Consider the following 19,072-nt stretch of genomic DNA (forward strand, 5'->3'; position numbering starts at 1 on the left):
AAAGCTTTACTCAGTTTCTTGAAGCGTTTGGAATTGAATCTGAGTGAGATTTAACTTGAAGGGCAGGGGTTTTTTATCTGCAATCAAAAAGCCGATCTGTTTAATGTCTTGAGCTTTAAGTTCCGGTGCTCCGCTGAGTAATCGACCTCTAAACACTGCTTGAAAGTCCTTTAGTTGGAAGACTTTCCTGAGTTGCTCGCCTTTGATGGTTTCAAAGCTGTGCTTGTAATTGGTTCTGTTTCCAGCTATCCATGTTGTGAACCTCAATTGGTAAGTACGACCATCACCTACAATCGTCAGTTCTACGCTGTCCATTTTAGAGCTTATAGACTCTATAGAGCGGTTGATTGAACTGAAGCCACCATTATTCTCTAACGATAATTCGCCCTTAAATTGACTCGTCTCGCCTTGATAAACAAGCCTGCCTGTTGAGACTCCTCCCATGACGTTATCGTTGATTGCTGTCCACTTCTGGTGTTCATTCGCTTGTGTGAAATCAATCATCTCAGTTCCTGCTGTTGACGCTTTAGACCATAAAAAAGAGAGGCTGAGTACTAGCCACAAAAGGTGTCTGTGCTTAAGCAATGAATGCGTTTTGAAAGCCGTTCCGTTCATGATTTTCTCCGTTAGCCGTTAGCCGTTAGCCGTTAGCCGTTAGTAGTGAGTCTGTTCGCGTTTTATGGAGAAGGTTCAGTGGCGAGCATATCCAGACAATGCTCGATGAATTCAGAGTAGTTTGAAGCGTTGTCATACTCAATTTTCAGCGATCCGTGAAACATCAGCGTCACGGTTACGTCTTTAAAGCTTAGCCAACAGGTGTAACCATCGTAATCATGCCAAGCCGTCATTTCGCCCACTTGATATTTATTGTCCAGTTGCTTGCCAGAGGAGCGAATGCACTCAAACACTCTGAGAAACTCAATAATGGTGATTCTGTTGTTCATATGTTGCTCCCGCTGCATCGTCATTGAGAAAGGGCTGAATTTTGGTATCTAAACTAAATACGGCTTGCTTTTATGTTCCTACGGTTTGCCTCTATGTCCCGATCACTGAAAGGGTCTTATCTTCTCGATAAACCGCTGTTTTCTAATATTTTCATCGTCATTCCATACATCTGATCAATTCAGAGCAAAACGGGCGTAACAAACTCGAATAACGATGTTAACCCTCAAGATAAAGGCGAGCTTAATTTGCATTTATGGTGGTTAATTAAAATTAGAGTCGATAGGATAAATAGCATCGGAGCCGGGTTATTGGCTGAAATGGAATCGACAGAAAGTGCGTGTAAACATGATAGAAAAACTGAAAAAGGAATGGTTTCTGGTAGGGATGGTGGTGGCCATGGTCGTTGCTGTTTTTACGCCAGATTGGGGGAAGTCGGGTGGGGTACTTCATCTTGATACGGTTACCGTTCTCGGCATCGCCTTGGTGTTTTTCTTACATGGTCTAGGCTTGTCTCCCAAAGCCATTCTTGAAGGGCTTTCAAATTGGAAGCTGCACGTTTTTGTTCAAAGCGCGACCTTCTTAGTTTATCCACTGCTTTGGGTGATATTTGGACAAGGCTTTGTCGCTTATATGCCTGCAGCTCTGGCCTTTGGTTTCTGTTACCTCTTCGTTTTGCCGAGTACGATTTCGTCTTCGGTTGCGATGACGGTGATTGGAAAAGGAAACCTACCGGGTGCGATATTCAATGCATCGCTTTCTAGTATCTTAGGTGTGTTCATTACGCCTCTACTGATCCAACTCTTCATGGGATTAGAGGGCGCAGAGTTAAACCTGATAGAGTCGGTAATCTCGATATCTAAAATGCTATTGCTGCCAATGATCGTCGGACAGTTGATGCGTCCATTGCTTTTTGAATGGACTCAGAAACACAAGTCAGTGGTCAATAAGTTAGACAAATACGTGATACTTCTGATCGTTTACAGTGCTTTCTGTGATTCCATTGAGCACGGTATTTGGAGTGACTTCTCTCCGATGTTGCTGTTGGTGTCAGCGGTGATTTGTTTCGTGATATTGATGGTGATGGTTCACGGCATTCAATGGAGTGCTCGCAAGGTTGGATTCAATCATCAAGACGAGGTTGCAGCTGTGTTCTGTGGTACCAAGAAGACCTTGGCGGCTGGTATTCCTATGGCTAAGGTGATATTTGCTCACAACCCTAATCTAGGGATGATATTACTGCCAATTATGCTCTATCACCCGATTCAGATCTTTTACTGTGCGGTGCTAGCCAATCGTTATGCTAAGGTCGATACACAATCGAGTTAAACTTGTTTGTTGTTACAAGTACAACAGAAAAACGCCTTTCACTTCGTTGTGAAAGGCGTTTGTATTTGAACCTAATTCACTTTAACCAATGTACTTGAATCAGTGTGAGCAAAAGCGTTGTCGTAGATCTCTAAACCTGTTGTTTGAGAGTAAGTCAACGTGTCGTCTGAAATACTGATGTTCATTGTGAAGCCCGTAGTGGTTGCGTTGTCTGTCATGTATTCAGACTCAGCGATACCGCGCTTAGATGCGACTAACGTCATTGTGTCGCCAGCAGGGCCTTCTGCCGTGACACATGTGGTGCGAGGCACACAGTAAGAGTTGTACACGATTTGATTCTTTTGGTCGTAGATGAAGTAGCCACGTTGATCGTGGAATTTAGAATCGTCGGCCTTTCTGAATACTTCCTGCTTGTAGTACAGAGCAACCAGATATTGATCGCTGGCATTGGTTGCATCTGCTGCAACCTCAAACGTCATCACTTCATAAAACGGTGTGACTGCTGGGCCACCCGCACCCACATCAGTCCCTTCTTGACCCGGTGAAATATCAACGCCACCAGTTTCGACCGATTTCCATGTGCCGACTAACTTTGCAAGTGGACCGAAATCCATACCATTGATTGTATTGTGGTCGGCTACTGCTGGAACCGAGATTGCTGCTGCAATACCAAGTGCTAATAATTTTTTCACTGTAACTTCCTTTTTTGTAATTATCTGACCTAAATAAAAGTAAGGTTATTGTGAAACAAGTTTATTAACCCAGATCAGTGTTCTTGGTTACTATGAAAGCGATTTGTAACTTGATGTATCAGTCAATAAGGGAATATTAATACGGGAAAATGTAGGGCTGAGAGCGGTGATTTAGTCGTCGAATCTTGATCCAAAATTGCATTAATCCAATCTCAATAACTTTGTTCTTACTTATTTTAAATTCTCATGTATGATGTGCGCCCATAATTGTATGACAAATATGTAGCCTTGCTTCCGTATGAATAAAGCTGTTAACCACGCCATTTTGCTTTTGGTGTTCGCAAACCTACTTGCGTCCTTTTCAGACGTATCGTTGAAGATACTGAATGGTGAAGTCCCTACGTTCCAGTATGTGTTTATCCGTCAAGTATTGAGCGTGATCTTGTTACTTCCATTTTGGTTAAAGTTACCGAGAGAGACGCGTATGCAAGGTGGCTGTCGCATTAACTTCTTACGAGCTCAATTTATCTTAGTGGGAAGTGGTTGCGCGATGATAGCCATCACGCACCTTACTTTGGCGACAGCAAACGCGATGTTCTATGTTGGACCGATCCTTATGCTTCCTCTTTCGATTGTGTTGTTGAAAGAAAGGCCAACATCATCAAAAGTGGTTGCGACACTGATTGGCTTTGTCGGCGTATTGATCGTTTTACGCCCTGAGCAATTTCATTGGGCGGCGATTGCAGGCTTAGGCAGCGCGCTAGCAATGGGAGTGGGTAACATCTTGATCAAGCGTCTGAACGCAGAGCAACATATTATCTCGACTCTATTTTGGACTAGCGTGATGACGTTGCCGCTCGCGCTAGTATTCGCACTGCCAACATGGTCCGCGATCGAATGGCGCCATGTTGGTTGGATCATGGCAATCAACTTGTTCGTACTTGGGTATCATGCGCTGGTGGTTGTGGCATATAAAAAAGCACCGGCAAACCAAATTGCACTCGCAGAGTATTCAGGATTGGTGTTTGTGACGCTATTTGGCGTGATGTGGTTTGATGAGATTCCAGACATCCTAACGCTGGTTGGCATCAGCCTCATCGTTATTCCTATGATGCCGATTAAATGGAAGAAGTGTTTTAGCTTGAAGAGCAGAGCGCCACTTGATGTTGAGGTCAATCAGCCCAAGTCATAATAGCTTGTCTTTCAGTTACTCCGTATTCCAAAAACGTCACATTGGCAGAGGTCGTCTAAACTTAGATTTGTATGGCATCAAAATAAGATGATTTAAGCTCTAAGAACGTTCTCGAAATAAATGCAAATTAATGCTTTACCTCAACTTAACTTGAGCTATTAGTATGTGCAACGTTGCTTACGAGAATACTTTAAGGAGAGAAGAATGATCCAACTTGAACATGTGAATTTAGTCGTCAAAGACATCCCTGAAATGCTGACTTTCTATAAAGCGGCGTTCCCTCATTGGTATGTCCGTGATGAAGGAAAAGGTGAATGGTCAGGCAAGCCACGTAACTGGCTGCATTTTGGTGACGAATACCAATATATCGCATTGAGCGATCACGGTGAGGGCGAAAATAGAGATTTGGCAGGGCATTCTGTTGGCCTCGCACACTTCGCTTATGTGACCAATAATATCGAAAGCGTCACTCAACGTCTTATTGATGCGGGCTTCCCTATTGCCAAACCCGGTGCCGAAGAACCTTATCGAAAAAATGTCTACTTTGTGGATCCGGCAGGCTTTGAAATCGAGTTCGTTGAATACCTAAGTGATGACCCTAAACTGCGCAATGCTACAAGCTAGCGGAATAGTTAGGTAAGAAGAAATGAAAAAGGGCATTGTGGAATATTCCGCAATGCCCTTTTTAGATTCTATTTATTAGCTGATATTGAGTGGGTTACTTATTTAGCCTTGAACGGTACTAATAGCTGTTTACCAAACACGTTAATGAGCGCACCAGTGACAATCAATCCACCACCCAGATAAGTCCAAACCGATGGGATTTCATTAAAGATCCACACGCCTAATAGTGCCGAGAAGACAATCTGAACGTAAGAGTAAGCCGAAGCTTTGCCCGCTGCTTGTGTCTGCATTGCCTTGGTCAAACCGTATTGGCCGATTTGCGTGAAAATCCCGACTAACACTAACATCACGGTTAAGAATAGGCTTGGCCATACAAAGTCGTTCCAAATAAGGGCTGTCGATATTGGCAGGGCAACCAGTGGGAAGTAGAAGATGATGACAGAACTGTCTTCCGTCTGGCTCAGCTTTCTCACAATCACATAAGCGATTGAGCTACCAAACGCGCCACATAACGCCACCATAATACTGAACAAAGGCAATTCGCTGCTTGCGCCGCTGTTCATGCTTGGTTGTACCATTACTAATAGTCCTGCAAGACAGAATGCAATGCAGATCATGGTCGATTTTTGGACGCGTTCTTTCAGGAATAACACACCTAGCAAAGCGGTAAATACTGGGTGAACGTATTGTAGAATGGTCGCTTCTGCTAATGGTAACGTGGTCACGGCGTAGTAAACACACATCAGTGCTGCGGTGCCGACTGCGCCTCGAACGAACAACAGAGGTTTGTTATTACCCCAGATCGAAATGCCTTTTCGTTTTACGTCGATGTAGCTGATGATCAATGACACCAACGCCCTTGCTGCAACGATCTCAAATACAGGTATGCCGTAGTTGCTGATGTATTTCACACAAGCTGACATCAGTGCGAATCCAAAAGCAGAAAGGATCATGAATCGAACCCCAATAGGGATCATTGAAAAAGAGAAAGAAGGCATAAAAATATCAATCGGTAGAGGGAGAAGGAATGATAGCTTAGTTTAGGAGAGGCGACCAAAGTCTTTGTCTTGTTCTCGTCAACTTGATTCAATTAATTCTCATTTGTCTTTTGGCGCACAATAGATTAAAGCTTAATTTTGCACTTTGTTATGAGCACGTGACATCTTGTTGGGGTATTTAATTCGTTGAAAAGATCATTAAACGAGCATCCTATTTTCCTCACATAAGATCGAACATCGCTCAAATTTATAAAATCAATATCAACAGAAGGTGACGCTAATTCAACTCTGATTTATCCGTCGTTTTAATTGTCTTTATCACTCATATCATTCTTATGAATTTATAATGGGAGATATGTTCTATGAAACCAATAAATACCCTACTCATATCCACACTCGCGCTTTGCTCTTTTAGTTCAGCCACTTATGCCGACACCATTCTGCATGCTTTCAACTGGAGGTATTCAGATGTAACAACCAATGCCAACCAAATAGCCGAAGCCGGTTATAAGAAAGTGCTGGTTGCTCCGGCAATGAAATCCAGTGGCAGCCAATGGTGGGCACGTTACCAGCCTCAGGATTTGCGTACCATTGATTCTCCTTTGGGCAATAAACAAGATTTGGCCGCAATGATCACCGCACTCAAAGCTGTGGGCGTCGATGTTTACGCCGATGTAGTACTGAACCATATGGCGAATGAAAGCTGGAAGCGAAGTGATTTGGATTACCCGGGCACTGAAGTGCTAACCGATTATGCTAGCCGTTCAAGCTACTATGCTGACCAAACTCTGTTTGGCAACCTAGCACAAGGTTTTGTCTCGGCTAACGATTTCCATGCCGCGGGCTGTATTTCAGATTGGAACGATCCTGGCCATGTTCAATACTGGCGTTTGTGTGGGGCTGATGGTGATGTGGGTCTTCCAGATCTGGATCCAAACAACTGGGTCGTGTCACAACAGCGTTTATACCTGAAAGCGTTAAAGGACATGGGCATCAAAGGTTTCCGTATTGATGCAGTGAAACACATGAGCCAGTACCAAATCGATCAAGTGTTTACGTCTGAAATTACAGTGAACATGCACGTGTTTGGTGAGGTGATTACCAGTGGTGGAGCAGGGAACGGCGGCTATGAGTCATTCTTAGCGCCATACTTAAACAACACCAATCACTCTGCGTATGACTTCCCATTGTTTGCTTCGATCCGATCTGCCTTCTCTATGAGCGGCGGTTTAAACCAACTGCATGATCCAAAAGCGTACGGCCAAGCTTTGGATGATAACCGCTCGATCACTTTCGCCATCACGCATGATATTCCAACTAATGACGGCTTCCGTTATCAGATCATGGATCCACAAGATGAGCAGCTCGCTTACGCTTATATCCTTGGTAAAGATGGTGGCACACCGTTGATCTACAGCGATGATCTTCCTGATTCTGAAGATAAGGATAACGGTCGTTGGGGCAATGTTTGGAATAGTTCGACAATGAAGAACATGTTGAGCTTCCACAACGCGATGCAAGGCAAATCAATGACCATGATTTGGAGCGACCAATGTACTTTGCTGTTCAAGCGTGGCAAAGAAGGCGTTGTTGGTATTAACAAGTGTGGCGAAACGCGTGGCGTGACAGTAGATACTTACCAGCATGAGTTCAATTGGAATGTTCAATACAAAGACGTATTAAGCAGCGCGACAGAAACCGTGACCTCTCGTTATCACACCTTCAACTTACCACCACGCAGTGCGCGTATGTTTAAGTTGTAGTGCTATCGAGTTAAGCCACTTAGCCATTTAAACGAAGAACGATGACTTCATTAATATAAGCCGCAGCACATGTTGCGGCTTATTCATTTGGCGCAAGCTTGTGTTTAGTGCTGGTCTTCAATAACACCAGACCAATGATTTTGATGGGATAGCACTTTCAACAATTCGATCTCTTTCGCCGTCTCTATTTTAAGCCAATCAATCAAACCACTGATCACAGGTGAGTGAGTGCGCTGGTGGATGAAATAGGTCCAAGCACTGTTCTGGATCTTGGCATTCTCTGGGCAATACAAGAAACCGCGTTGCAGATCCTGCAAAACCAAAAGCAGATCCGTCACCGTCACGCCTTCACCGGATAAGCAGGCACTGAGTGCCATATCCAAAGATAGGAAGCTGGTATTTCTGACAGGCTTCTTCGGTGGGAATTCGACATCGGCCAACCATACTTTCCAATCATGGTGATCTAAGGTCGGGTGTAGCCTTGGCATGGTTAAGATCGAATCGAGGTCAGTATCTTTATTATTTAAACTGGCAGAATTCGTTAAGCTAGTAGAACAGACTGGCGCCATGAACTCTTCACGCAAGAAAGTGATGTCAGGCGCGTTGTCATAGCGTTTTTTGAATCGAGTGTGGAAGATCAACAAGTCGTATTCGCTGCTGTTGATTGCTTCATCTTCTTCAATTACAGGAACAATCACGATCTCGTAATCAGAGTAACGTTCGTTTAATTCGCGAACCTTAGAGATCAACACGCGCGTAGCGAAGCTTAAGGTTGCTTTTATCACGATACGTTTCTGTTTCGGCTCACTCCAAGAAGCGATAACCGATTCGATGTTGCCGTAGCTTTCACGCAAAGCGACATACAAATCATGACCTTGCATTGTTAATTCAATCGCTCGATGCTTCCGAATGATCAAAGATGCGTTCAGCTCATCTTCAAGCTGTTTGATCTGACGGCTGATCGCACTTTGTGTCACATGCAGCTCTTCGGCAGCCAACGTAAAGCTCATCAGTCTTGCAGCCGCTTCGAAGGCTTTTAATCCATTATGGGATGATGGCAAGCTAGGATATGGGGTCATAATTCGTTCGCATGAGTTTTTGGAATGTTAGAGTCGCAAATTTATCAATTGAACGCCAGCCCCATCGATCGTATTTTGGGCGAAATTAACTGAGGCGCTCATGAAAAAAATACTCACTCTTGCATTCCCTTTGATCATTTCACAGCTGATATCCATGGCTTTAGTCCTTACTGACGTTTGGATGATGTCGCGAATCAGCGTGCCAGCCCTTGCGGCTGGTGGCTTAGGTGCCTCTATTTACTTCTTCATCTTTATTATTGCGAGTAGCACAGTCGGTTGTGTCGCGAACTTGATCGCTATTGCTTATGGTCAGCGCGTCGCACGTCCAGAATTTGGTAATACTCAAATTAGATTGGCGGTGAAAGGCGCAACCATGTTGGCATTCGTGCTCAGCGTGACCTTAATGGCGAGCTTCTGGTTTGCTCCGCTGGTGTTGGAAGCGGCGAAACAACCTCAAGAAGTGATCACCTTAGCGATGGAATATGTGCATGCCCTAAAATGGGTGATGTTGCCTTCACTTATCTTGTTGGTGCTGCGTGGCTTAACCAGTGCGTTTGGTAATGTGCGTTCTATTCTCGTGATGTCGATTATCACTGTGATTCTGAATGTACCAGTGAGCTACTTCCTCACGTTCCAGTTAGATATGGGCTTAACAGGCTTGGGCTTGGGCACGGCTATCGCGGCATTTATCGTGATGGTTGGATACACGGTTTGGGTGTTCAAACGTGACGAATTCAAACAGTTCGCCCCTTGGCTCAATACCGAAGAGTACTCTATTAGATTGATGAGCCCATTGTTGTTAATGGGCTTACCTATCGGTTTGGCGGCGTTACTTGAGCACGGTTTAATTTACGGCGGCACTTTGATGGCAGGGACGATCAGTATTGCTTCGTTAGCCTTGCACCAAATCCTGCTGCAATGCTTAAGCTTTACTTGGAACTTCAATTTTGGTTTTTCACAAGCTGCGGCGATTTTGGTTGGTCGTGATTTTGGCGCGGGTAACTACGAAGGGATAAAGAGAACTTCGATTCAAAGCTTCATATTGGTGTCGGTGTTGAGTGTGGCGTTGTCGGTTGTGTTTATCATATGGCCTGAGATGATCGCCTCTATCTTCAAGTTAGACGATGGCACGGGTGCGATGACCTCACTGTTGGCTTCAGTTATTTGGGTCGTTGCTCTGTGCTTTATTGTTGATGCTTGGCAACTACTGGCGATTAACCTGTTGAGAGGGATGAAAATTGTCTCAATGCCAACCGTGATGACAGCGATTGGTTACTGGGCGTTTGGCCTGCCTGCTGCTTGGTACTTGATGCCAAAATTCGAGCTTGCCGGAATCTGGGGCGGGATTGGTGTTGGCTTAGGTGTGACAGGTATTCTGCTGCTTATCCATTTGATGGTCGTGCTTAACAAGAACAGCAAGACGTCGGGTTTGGATTGTTCAGCTTACTCTTAAGCTTAATTGAAACGCAAAAAAGCCACAGCAATGTGGCTTTAGTTTATCTAGGGCGTGTTGATCTTTCGTGGTTAAATTTTGTTCGAGATAAAAGCGTTTTAATCGCGGCGAGGGAGAAGTAGCCTAGTCATTCTAAGCAAATCTCCCTCAACAAAGAGTAAAACGCTTTTAGCCGAACCCTCTGGGCAGCGTTTGCTGGTCATTTCTACTGCGTTATCGGCTTCTCATGTAGGCTAGCTACACATCAAAGTCTCTGCCTTGTATAAATACCCAGCAACTCGCTGCAAAAATCAGCTCGAAAGATCAACACGCCCTAATAGATTCTTGGGGGGAGTGAATCAATATCAGGATGAGGGGTCGCTAGTTTCTACCAGATGACTTATCACCAGGCTATTCTCTACCAAACTACTTTCCACCAGACAGCGCAGACTTCATCATGGTTTTGAATTGCTCTTTCTGCTCTTCAGTCAACACATTGTAAATGTTGTTCTTAAGACGCATCTCTTGCATCACCATCGACCTTTCGGTTGCTTGAACCGTATCAATGACCTTTTCCATCTCAGCTTCATCGAATTCTGGCTGAGTTACTAGGGAGATCTGTTTTTTCTTAAGCTCTATCGCTTTATCCATATCAATCTCTGTTCGATCGGATTGATAATCTTCAACAAGAGAGAACACTTCCGCTTGTTGCTCTTCGGTTAGATTCAAAGAAGCAATAACCATTTGCAGTGGGCTAAGCGCTGGCTGTGGCGGTTGTTGTGGTGTTGACGCACTCACAAACGGAGCGGTAACGAGTAAAGCTGAAGCAGTTAATACACAAAGCGACTTTTTCAGTGATTTCATTGAGTTTCTCCTGTTAGTGGAAACAAGAGTATAGGTGAGCAAGCTGAACTCGATATGAACACGCTGTTCAGTTTAGTTCGTCCAACTGGTTATGTTAAGAAACCTATATTCAGAAAGATATGTTCTCGTGGACACAGAACGAGTTAGACCTTGGTCTTACAGAAACATCGAACAAAGGTGACTAGAATGATTTGAGTTGCTCACCGTTTTATCAAGGATTACACAAATGGAAGTTGGATTGTTCTGGGCTGAAAAAGGGATGCTAGTGCTTGGCGCACTGTTTGTTTTGACGAGCATGATGCAATATGGAAGACGCAGTAGCGATTGGAAGGGCGTGATTACTATGTTTTACAAGCGTATCCCAATGAATATTGCGGAATACAAATGGTACCGTTTAGGCATCGCTTTATTGGTGTTTGCTGTGGTGATACGTTTCGCATTACTGATCCTATGGCCGTCATACCAGTTCTAGCTTGTTTACATTTACTCTGATGTATAAGACATCTTGTATTCGCTCTCTTGTATTGGATATATAGAAGCGATAAATGTATGAGCAAACCGAGCCTTAATAAACCGACTTATTAAGGCTTTGATTTAATAAAATAGTGTTAATACTCCACAATATCGAGTTGTTATTATCTTTGTAGCATATTGTTTTTCATAAAGAATAATGCGAGTTAATAGCTCACCTGCTTGTTTCATCATTCTTACTAATAATCTACATATAAATCCATTCACCCCGTACCTGATACCATAATGTTCTGTTACACTCGTCCGAATTAGCTTTAATTTGTCGGTGGTGCATTTATGTCGTTCCCAGTTCTTATATGTGATGATTCTGCGTTAGCAAGGAAGCAGATGGCTCGATCACTGCCTAGTTCTCTAAATGCAGATATAACTTTTGCTGTTCATGGGCTTAATGCACTTGAAGAGCTCGCTCAAAACCAGTTCAAACTGATGTTCCTCGACCTCACTATGCCGGAATTAGATGGCTATGGCACATTGGAAGAGATGCAACGTTTAGGTGATACCACGCCTGTTGTGGTTGTTTCTGGTGATATCCAACCAAAAGCGCAGCAGAAGGTCATGGACCTTGGTGCTAAAGCGTTTTTGCAAAAGCCGATTGATAAAGAAGCGTTAAAAGCCATTTTACGTGAGCATGTTGAGCCACCAAAACAGCCTCAACTCATTACGCCTTCACCTTTAGAGCTCCCAATACTTCGCCGACGTGACATCTATATGGAAGTGGCGAACGTTGCGATAGGCCGTGCAGCTGATGCATTAGCGCGCCACTTTAATGTATTTGTTCACTTACCATTGCCGAATGTGAACATCTTCGAAGTGAGCGAATTGCACATGGCACTTCGTGACCTAGCAGACAACGACCAAGTATCGGGTGTTTGCCAAGGCTTTAGCGGAGAAGGCATTGCAGGTGAAGCGCTAGTTTTGTTGAGTGATTCCAGTGTGAGCGACCTTAAGAAGCTCATGAAGGTGCCAACAGAAAGCGAGCAGCTAGAAGAACTAGAGCTGCTGATGGATGTATCGAACATCTTAGTCGGCTCATTCTTGAATGGGTTAGGGGAGCAATCAGAAGTTCGTTTCTTCCAGAGTTCGCCTGTTCTACTAGGCCAACATATCTCGATCGACTCGGTCATCGAAAATACTAGCGGCTCATTTAAAAAGACCATGACGTTCGAAGTCAGCTACAACATCGACGGCACGTCCATCCGTTGTGACCTTCTATTTATGTTCGTTGATGAGTCTTTGCCTCTTCTAGACAACAAATTGGCCTACCTAATGGAGGAGTTTTAATATGCTGAATCTTCCTGCTGAATTTGAACAGTTCCACTGGATGGTGGACATGGTTCAAAACGTCGATATGGGGCTGGTGGTCATTAACCGTGACTTTCAGGTACAAGTTTGGAATGGCTTCATGACGCACCATAGCGGTAAGCAATCGCATGATGCGATTGGTAAGTCTATCTTTGAACTGTTCCCTGAAATCCCTGAAGAGTGGTTTAGGCTTAAGACTAAGCCGGTTTACGATTTAGGCTGTCGCAGCTTCATTACATGGCAACAAAGGCCTTATCTGTTTAAGTGTCGTAACGTTAGGCCTGTAACCCAACAGGCCGATTTCATGTATCAGAACGTGACGCTTAACCCGATGCGCTCGCCAACAGGCCAAGTTACCTCATTGTTCTTGTCTATTCAGGATGCAACGGCAGAAGCCTTGATGTCTAATAAGGGCTAGAGCCTATCTTAGTTCTATGACTCAATAGCTTGGCAACAACAATTCAAACATCAAATAGAAATGGCTAAGGTGAATCACCTTAGTCATTTTTTTGTTTTCTATTCTTCAATTGACCTTAAAGGCTTCGATCTTTTTCGTCTGCTCACTACAAATCCCCACCATTTACTCTGTTTTTCAGCTCAGCGAACTCTCTTTGTTCGAACCTTTTCCCTTTAGAATCTCGATGGAATGAACTGCTAGGTGGCAAAGAAGCATGATCTCGGCTGTTAGTGGTTTATAAATTTTGTTGTTTTAGGTGGCTTTTAATAGAGGGCGAACTTTGAATTTTAAAAACCAAATGAATCGTGCCTTCAAGATAGAGCGAATTGAGGTGTATTTTTACTACTTGATGCTAGCCAACAGCGCGATGAGTTTGCTGAATTTGGTCGAAAACAGAAATAATTTGGAAAAAATCGAATTTATTTAAGAAAAAAGGCATTTTTTTGTTGGAGAAAAGTGTGATTTTTATGTGATATCGAGGCACTTTCTTCACATATTTGCTAAATGAAGTCGATATTGTGTGAACAAGAAAGGAAAACGATTGCGCAATAAACCGACAGCGTTTGCGTGATTGGTTCGCTAAGTTGTTAATTAGTAAGAGTTTAGTAGGAAAGTATTACTTGGGAGGTTTTACTAGATATGGAATCTTCGAGAGGATAGCATAAAAAAAAATGAAATATCAGACTTGCTGTTAGTAAATCACGACCTATAATGCTGAAAACCGGAGCGTCTGCCAACGCTCCGGTTTTTTTGTGTCCGAAGAAAAGTAAACTCGTCTGCCAACGGTTTTACTACGCATTTCGCGAGAGACACATAATTTTATGAATCAAGGAAAACACCATGCGTATCGAACAAGAACTTAAGTTAGGTTTCAAAGATGTACTCTTCCGTCCGAAGCGTTCTACCCTTAAGAGCCGTTCTCAAGTTGAATTAACCCGCGATTTTACATTCAAGCATAGCGGTCGTCAATGGTCTGGTACTCCAGTAATTGCAGCTAACATGGATTCGGTAGCAAGCTTTGAAATGGCAACTGCTCTAGCAGAGCACGGTGTTATGACTGCAGTACACAAGCACTACACAGTAGAGCAGTGGGCTGAGTTTGCTAAAACAGCAGACAAGAAAACTCTAAACAACGTTTTTGTATCAACAGGTACGTCTGAAGCTGAGTTCGAGAAAGTTAAGAAGATCATGGCGCTTAGCGAAGAGTTCGTATTCATCTGTATCGATATCGCTAACGGCTACTCAGAGCACCTTGTTGAGTTCGTACAAAAAGTACGTGCTGAATTCCCGACAAAAGTTATCTCTGCGGGTAACGTTGTAACAGGTGACATGGTTGAAGAGCTAATCCTAGCTGGCGCAGACATCGTTAAGGTTGGTATCGGCCCTGGTTCTGTTTGTACTACACGTGTTAAAACAGGCGTAGGTTACCCTCAACTTTCTGCGATCATCGAATGTGGCGACGCAGCACACGGCCTTGGCGGCATGATCATCGGTGACGGTGGCTGTTCATGTGCGGGTGACGTTTCTAAAGCGTTCGGCGGCGGTGCTGACTTCGTAATGCTAGGCGGCATGCTAGCTGGTCACTCTGAGTCAGGCGGTGAAGTAGTAGAGCAAGACGGTAAGCAATACATGAAGTTCTATGGAATGTCGTCTCAGTCGGCTATGGACAAGCACTCAGGTGGTGTTGCTAAGTACCGCGCAGCGGAAGGTAAAACTGTTCTACTTCCATACCGTGGTTCAGTTCACAACACAATTTCTGACATCCTTGGTGGTGTACGTTCAACTTGTACATACGTAGGCGCAGCAAAGCTTAAAGAGCTAACTAAGCGTACGACTTTCATCCGTGTACAAGAGCAAGAGAACAACGTATTCGGTAAAGAGTAATCTGAACGGATTCGAATAATTTGAAGATCAAGAGCCGCTTTTTAGCGGCTCTTTTTTTGGAATTTTACGGAATAACTAATTGGTTTTTAAATGGATGATATTAAGTACTGGTGTTCCGATGGGAAGCAAAACCTATCGAGTACGTGATGCAAAAAAACGTATATGAGTTGTTTGAATGATAGACGTTCATCCAACTGATCCGCATCATCAATGCTAGACATCAAGTTAAGCGACTTTTCCATACTTCACGTAATTCATGACATGTTAATGTTCTGATTTGCGAAACTGATTTCTGTCCAGAAACGTTTTTAAAATTGATCAAACGCTATTGTCCTCCGACAACAATGGCTAGATCTAGATCGAGCATAAGGCCAGATAGAGTTTAAAAGTAGGTAGTGGTTAGGGGGGAATTGGTGATCTTAATTACACATCCCTGTGTAACGTATTCTGAATGTCAGCTGGCTTTAAAGCGCTTCATAAATTGACCAAAGCGTGGAATCAGGTTTTGCACAGTCGGCGCATCGGGAATCTCATTTACAAAAATCATAAAGCGCTGTGCTTTACTTTTATCACCTTGAGCAGTCCCTGCTAGTATTGCTTGAGCTAAAATTACATGCTCAGCGGTAACGTCCTTATTCGAAAATTCGTGAATCAACATAGAAAATCCTAATAAGTATAAATACGGATGTAATAATACAATATATCGATGTTTATATCGATAGCTTATGGCATTCATCAATGTCAGATTTGTGTGAAAATAATACAGGACAGTGAGCTTAGTGACTTTCCATACTTATGCTAATTCGTGATTTGCTAATACTTGGTTCTCCGAAACACATTTCTGTCCAAAAGCGTCACAATCTGAAATTTAATACATGGCATTTTCTAGCGTGAAAATGCCCCAAAGTGCGTTAGAGCATTTTATCGGCCGTAATATACTTGTATCAATTTGCTATAGATTTTCTTATGTGAGGTATAAATATAAAACAGTGGCCAGTATTACTTATCAATACAGTTAGTGAGGCTTATTGTTAAAGCCTATATTAATGAATGTATGACTGATAGTATAAAAAACACTTAACCTTAAATAAGTGAGGGTTTATAGATAGTATTCCTTTTGATCTAGGCCACACTTGTCGTTAACTGATATTTTATTCAATATACCGGCGTTGTTGATCAAATCAGCTTGAAGATCAACGACACCATGCATCGCTAGCCGTTAGCTTCTAACAGGCATACCTAGTCCTATGATTTTGTTAATCGCTTTGACATTCGCCATGATTTCGCCCACTTGAGCGTCGTAACATCTCAAGCTCAATTTACCGCTTGTTAGTCTTTTATATCGGGACATTGCGGTTTCAGATATTGAACGAGAGTGATAACCAGACTCAGTTTTCCACTCCGCTATTGTCCCATTTTTCAGAACTGTTACCGCTTCGTTTCTGGGATGCCCGTTTTCCCACAGAACTGCTGTTTTTCGAGGCGGTATTAACGGAGTGCGGCCTTTATTTTTCAGAGTATCGTGGCAATTTTTTGTATCATATTCCCCATTGGCAGATACGGCAGCGACCTTTCTGCGTAGTGGGTTGAGTAACGTCGGTAACACTTCACTATCTCCAACATTTACAAGACTGACTTCCGCCCTAATAGCTTCGTGAGTATCTACGTCTACAGCTAAGTGCAGTTTGCGCCATGTTCTACGTTTTTCTGCACCATGCTTTTTCACTTTCCACTCACCCTCTCCAAAGACTTTAAAGCCAGTCGAATCAATGGCTATATGGCGAATAGCCCCTCTAGACTTATTACGATATTTGACTTGAACTGTCTTCGAGCGTTTACTGATACAGGTGTAGTCAGGGGACGTGAGTGGAACCCCCAATAACTTAAAGATAGAGTCGATAAAGCCTTGAAGAGCTCGTAATGGAAGAGAGAAGATACCCTTAATCATCAAGGCAGTTTCAATCGCTGTATCAGAGTACTGAAAGCCTCTCCCACGCTTGCCATGATGTGTTTTGCATCTATCCAGAACGTAACCGAACCTCGTTTACAAAGAGCCTTATTGTACTCCGCCCAATATACCTGTTAAATAATAAAGGACAACACCCCTTATTAATGTTATGATCTTTTAAATTCTATTCGTAACATCATTCTTCTTTAATTGTGAATCATGTGTTTTTTATCAATGTTGAAGTTGGATTTAAGTGTCTGTTTACAAAGGTATATCTGTGTTTGCTAAAAAAGTTTTAACTGTAGCTGTGTCAGCTTTTACATTGAGCGGCTGTGGGGGGGAAGGTAGTTCTACCGATTCTATGCCTCAAGTTCAGGAGATAAATGTAACTGTTATTGATGGGTACCTTAATGATGCCAAAGTTTGGTTAGATGTTAATGGTAATTTTGTACATGACAATGATGAACCAATCTCGACTTCAGGTGATTCGGGTTTAGCTGTACTTGATGTGACAGATATTGATGAGCCATCTTCATTTTCGGTCGTTGTACAGGCAGATAAGCTTTTAACTATTGATGAATCAACTAATGATTTAGTCGCGTTAGATTATGTAATGTCTGCACCTGCAGGTGAGCATATAATTACTCCGTTATCTACTTTAGTGCATTTAGATTTATTGCAATCTAAAGCAAAAAGTAAAAGCCTATCCTCAAGTGGCAATGATTTAGATACTGCGATAGTTCAAGTCGCCATATCCTTAGGTATTAATCCTAAAGATGTTCTTGGTGATTATATTGAAAGTGGTCATGACGACGCTTTATATGCAGCTACTAATATTGTTGCGTCCGGTGTCCTACCTGAAACGCCGGCAGAAACTTCAGCGATATCTCAAGAACCTGCAGAAAATTCAGATTTTACAGATGAACTGATTCAAGTTAATGCTGAGATAAAAACCTCAATTGATTATGCAAACTCAGATGAAAACAATATAGATATTGGAGACCTTCCGCCTGTTTATATTCCTATTGATGAAAATGAAGACTGTGGTGATGGTTTCATTCGTGTTGATGGATCGACTATATGTGTAGCCGATACTGATAACGACGGTGTAACTAATGCGAATGATGCTTTTCCATTAGATGAAAATGAATGGCTAGATACAGATTCAGACAATATTGGTAATAATGCAGACGACGATGATGATAACGATGGTGTACCAGATAGTGAAGATGATTTCCCATTAGACCCTACAAAATCAGAATTGATCGATGCAACACCGATAATACCGTCTACGTGTGCTGACGGCTTTGCTAAAGATGGTGAAGGCGTATGTTCAGTTGATACGGACGGTGATAATCAACCGGATTCTGAGGATGACGATGATGATAACGATGGTGTTCCAGATAGTGAAGATGACTTTCCATTAGATCCTACAAAATCAGAATTAATCGATGCAACACCGATAGTACCGTCTACGTGTGCTGATGGCTTTTCTAAAGATGATGAAGGCGTATGTTCAGTTGATACGGATGGTGATAATCAACCGGATTCAGAGGATGATGATGATGATAACGATGGCGTGCCAGATCGTGTAGATGCTTTCCCATTAGATAAAACCGAAACGATTGATACCGATCTCGATGGTCAAGGTAATAATGCTGATTTGGATGACGACAACGATGGACTGCCTGATACAATCGAAACAGAAAATGGCACCAATCCATTATTAAGCGATACCGATGGCGATGGTGTCTCTGATATGGACGATGCATTCCCATTAGATAAAACTGAAACGATTGATACCGATCTCGATGGTCAAGGTAATAATGCTGACTTGGATGATGACAACGATGGACTGCCTGATACTGTCGAAATAGAAAACGGTACAAACCCATTATTAAGTGATACCGATGGTGATGGTGTCTCTGATAAGGACGATGCTTTCCCATTAGATAAAACCGAAACGATTGATACTGATCACGATGGTCAAGGTAATAATGCTGACTTGGATGATGACAACGATGGACTGCCTGAT

Annotated in this window: 16 protein-coding genes and 2 pseudogenes; 10 read left to right on the forward strand and 8 right to left on the reverse strand. The window is 42.9% G+C overall.

The genetic code is table 11. The annotated features are described in order from the left end of the window. Positions 1 to 6 precede the first annotated feature (6 nt). Together OQJ75_RS20530 and OQJ75_RS20535 are read right to left on the reverse strand one after the other, a co-directional pair. The gene (locus OQJ75_RS20530) at positions 7 to 615 is read right to left on the reverse strand and encodes a CIA30 family protein (protein ID WP_265974423.1); all 609 of its coding nucleotides are present in this window, start codon (positions 613 to 615) and stop codon (positions 7 to 9) included. A 62-nt stretch (positions 616 to 677) separates the two neighbouring features. Further along, on the reverse strand, positions 678 to 944 hold the full coding sequence (locus OQJ75_RS20535; protein ID WP_265974422.1) for a DUF3081 domain-containing protein: 267 nt from the start codon (positions 942 to 944) through the stop codon (positions 678 to 680). A 346-nt stretch (positions 945 to 1,290) separates the two neighbouring features. Between OQJ75_RS20535 and OQJ75_RS20540 the strand changes: the two genes are divergently transcribed. After that, positions 1,291 to 2,271 (forward strand): bile acid:sodium symporter family protein, encoded by a 981-nt coding sequence (locus OQJ75_RS20540; protein WP_265974421.1) that lies wholly within the window; start codon positions 1,291 to 1,293, stop codon positions 2,269 to 2,271. A gap of 71 nt (positions 2,272 to 2,342) precedes the next feature. On the opposite strand, the gene OQJ75_RS20545 is transcribed toward OQJ75_RS20540, so the two are convergent. After that, complete coding sequence (locus tag OQJ75_RS20545; protein WP_265974420.1) at positions 2,343 to 2,963, reverse strand: heme-binding beta-barrel domain-containing protein; 621 nt, start codon at positions 2,961 to 2,963, stop codon at positions 2,343 to 2,345. Between the two features lie 298 nt (positions 2,964 to 3,261). Here OQJ75_RS20545 and OQJ75_RS20550 point away from each other — a divergent pair, with 298 nt between their 5' ends. Both OQJ75_RS20550 and OQJ75_RS20555 read left to right on the forward strand, forming a co-directional pair. Further along, the gene (locus tag OQJ75_RS20550) at positions 3,262 to 4,155 is read left to right on the forward strand and encodes a DMT family transporter (protein ID WP_265974419.1); all 894 of its coding nucleotides are present in this window, start codon (positions 3,262 to 3,264) and stop codon (positions 4,153 to 4,155) included. A 204-nt stretch (positions 4,156 to 4,359) separates the two neighbouring features. Further along, entirely contained in the window at positions 4,360 to 4,779 is a 420-nt protein-coding gene (locus OQJ75_RS20555; RefSeq protein WP_017065925.1) for a VOC family protein, read from the forward strand. A gap of 98 nt (positions 4,780 to 4,877) precedes the next feature. Here OQJ75_RS20555 and OQJ75_RS20560 read toward each other — a convergent pair whose 3' ends face one another. Next, on the reverse strand, positions 4,878 to 5,777 hold the full coding sequence (locus OQJ75_RS20560; RefSeq protein WP_265974418.1) for a DMT family transporter: 900 nt from the start codon (positions 5,775 to 5,777) through the stop codon (positions 4,878 to 4,880). 362 nt (positions 5,778 to 6,139) lie between these two features. Between OQJ75_RS20560 and OQJ75_RS20565 the strand changes: the two genes are divergently transcribed. Beyond that, entirely contained in the window at positions 6,140 to 7,540 is a 1,401-nt protein-coding gene (locus tag OQJ75_RS20565; protein WP_265974417.1) for an alpha-amylase family protein, read from the forward strand. A gap of 104 nt (positions 7,541 to 7,644) precedes the next feature. Here OQJ75_RS20565 and OQJ75_RS20570 read toward each other — a convergent pair whose 3' ends face one another. Continuing rightward, positions 7,645 to 8,619 (reverse strand): LysR family transcriptional regulator, encoded by a 975-nt coding sequence (locus tag OQJ75_RS20570; protein WP_265974416.1) that lies wholly within the window; start codon positions 8,617 to 8,619, stop codon positions 7,645 to 7,647. A gap of 100 nt (positions 8,620 to 8,719) precedes the next feature. On the opposite strand from OQJ75_RS20570, the gene OQJ75_RS20575 reads away from it, so the two are divergent. Beyond that, a complete protein-coding gene (locus tag OQJ75_RS20575; protein ID WP_265974415.1) occupies positions 8,720 to 10,072 on the forward strand; it encodes an MATE family efflux transporter in 1,353 nt (450 codons plus the stop codon). Between the two features lie 405 nt (positions 10,073 to 10,477). Here the strand turns inward: OQJ75_RS20575 and OQJ75_RS20580 are convergent, their stop codons facing one another. Next, positions 10,478 to 10,915 (reverse strand): Spy/CpxP family protein refolding chaperone, encoded by a 438-nt coding sequence (locus OQJ75_RS20580; protein WP_248391759.1) that lies wholly within the window; start codon positions 10,913 to 10,915, stop codon positions 10,478 to 10,480. A gap of 226 nt (positions 10,916 to 11,141) precedes the next feature. On the opposite strand from OQJ75_RS20580, the gene OQJ75_RS20585 reads away from it, so the two are divergent. From OQJ75_RS20585 to OQJ75_RS20600, 4 genes are all read left to right on the forward strand, one after another. After that, a complete protein-coding gene (locus OQJ75_RS20585) occupies positions 11,142 to 11,387 on the forward strand; it encodes a hypothetical protein (protein WP_029223306.1) in 246 nt (81 codons plus the stop codon). 335 nt (positions 11,388 to 11,722) lie between these two features. Next, complete coding sequence (locus OQJ75_RS20590; RefSeq protein ID WP_010430576.1) at positions 11,723 to 12,727, forward strand: response regulator; 1,005 nt, start codon at positions 11,723 to 11,725, stop codon at positions 12,725 to 12,727. 1 nt (position 12,728) lies between these two features. Continuing rightward, positions 12,729 to 13,166, forward strand: coding sequence for a PAS domain-containing protein (locus OQJ75_RS20595; RefSeq protein WP_102433974.1), 438 nt, complete (start codon positions 12,729 to 12,731; stop codon positions 13,164 to 13,166). An 879-nt stretch (positions 13,167 to 14,045) separates the two neighbouring features. Further along, positions 14,046 to 15,089 carry a GMP reductase gene (locus tag OQJ75_RS20600; protein WP_265974414.1) on the forward strand — a complete coding sequence of 348 codons (1,044 nt, stop codon included), beginning with the start codon at positions 14,046 to 14,048 and terminating at the stop codon, positions 15,087 to 15,089. Positions 15,090 to 15,543: 454 nt separating this feature from the next. Here OQJ75_RS20600 and OQJ75_RS20605 read toward each other — a convergent pair whose 3' ends face one another. Both OQJ75_RS20605 and OQJ75_RS20610 read right to left on the reverse strand, forming a co-directional pair. Then, a complete protein-coding gene (locus OQJ75_RS20605) occupies positions 15,544 to 15,747 on the reverse strand; it encodes a pyrophosphatase (protein ID WP_102462594.1) in 204 nt (67 codons plus the stop codon). Between the two features lie 561 nt (positions 15,748 to 16,308). Then, positions 16,309 to 17,162: pseudogene (locus OQJ75_RS20610) on the reverse strand (IS5 family transposase); the annotation flags it as partial. 152 nt (positions 17,163 to 17,314) lie between these two features. Here OQJ75_RS20610 and OQJ75_RS20615 point away from each other — a divergent pair. Continuing rightward, positions 17,315 to 19,072 (forward strand): annotated as a pseudogene (locus OQJ75_RS20615) (hypothetical protein); the annotation flags it as partial.

It is taken from the genome of Vibrio sp. 14G-20, from assembly GCF_026241515.1.
Taxonomy (GTDB): Bacteria; Pseudomonadota; Gammaproteobacteria; order Enterobacterales; family Vibrionaceae; genus Vibrio.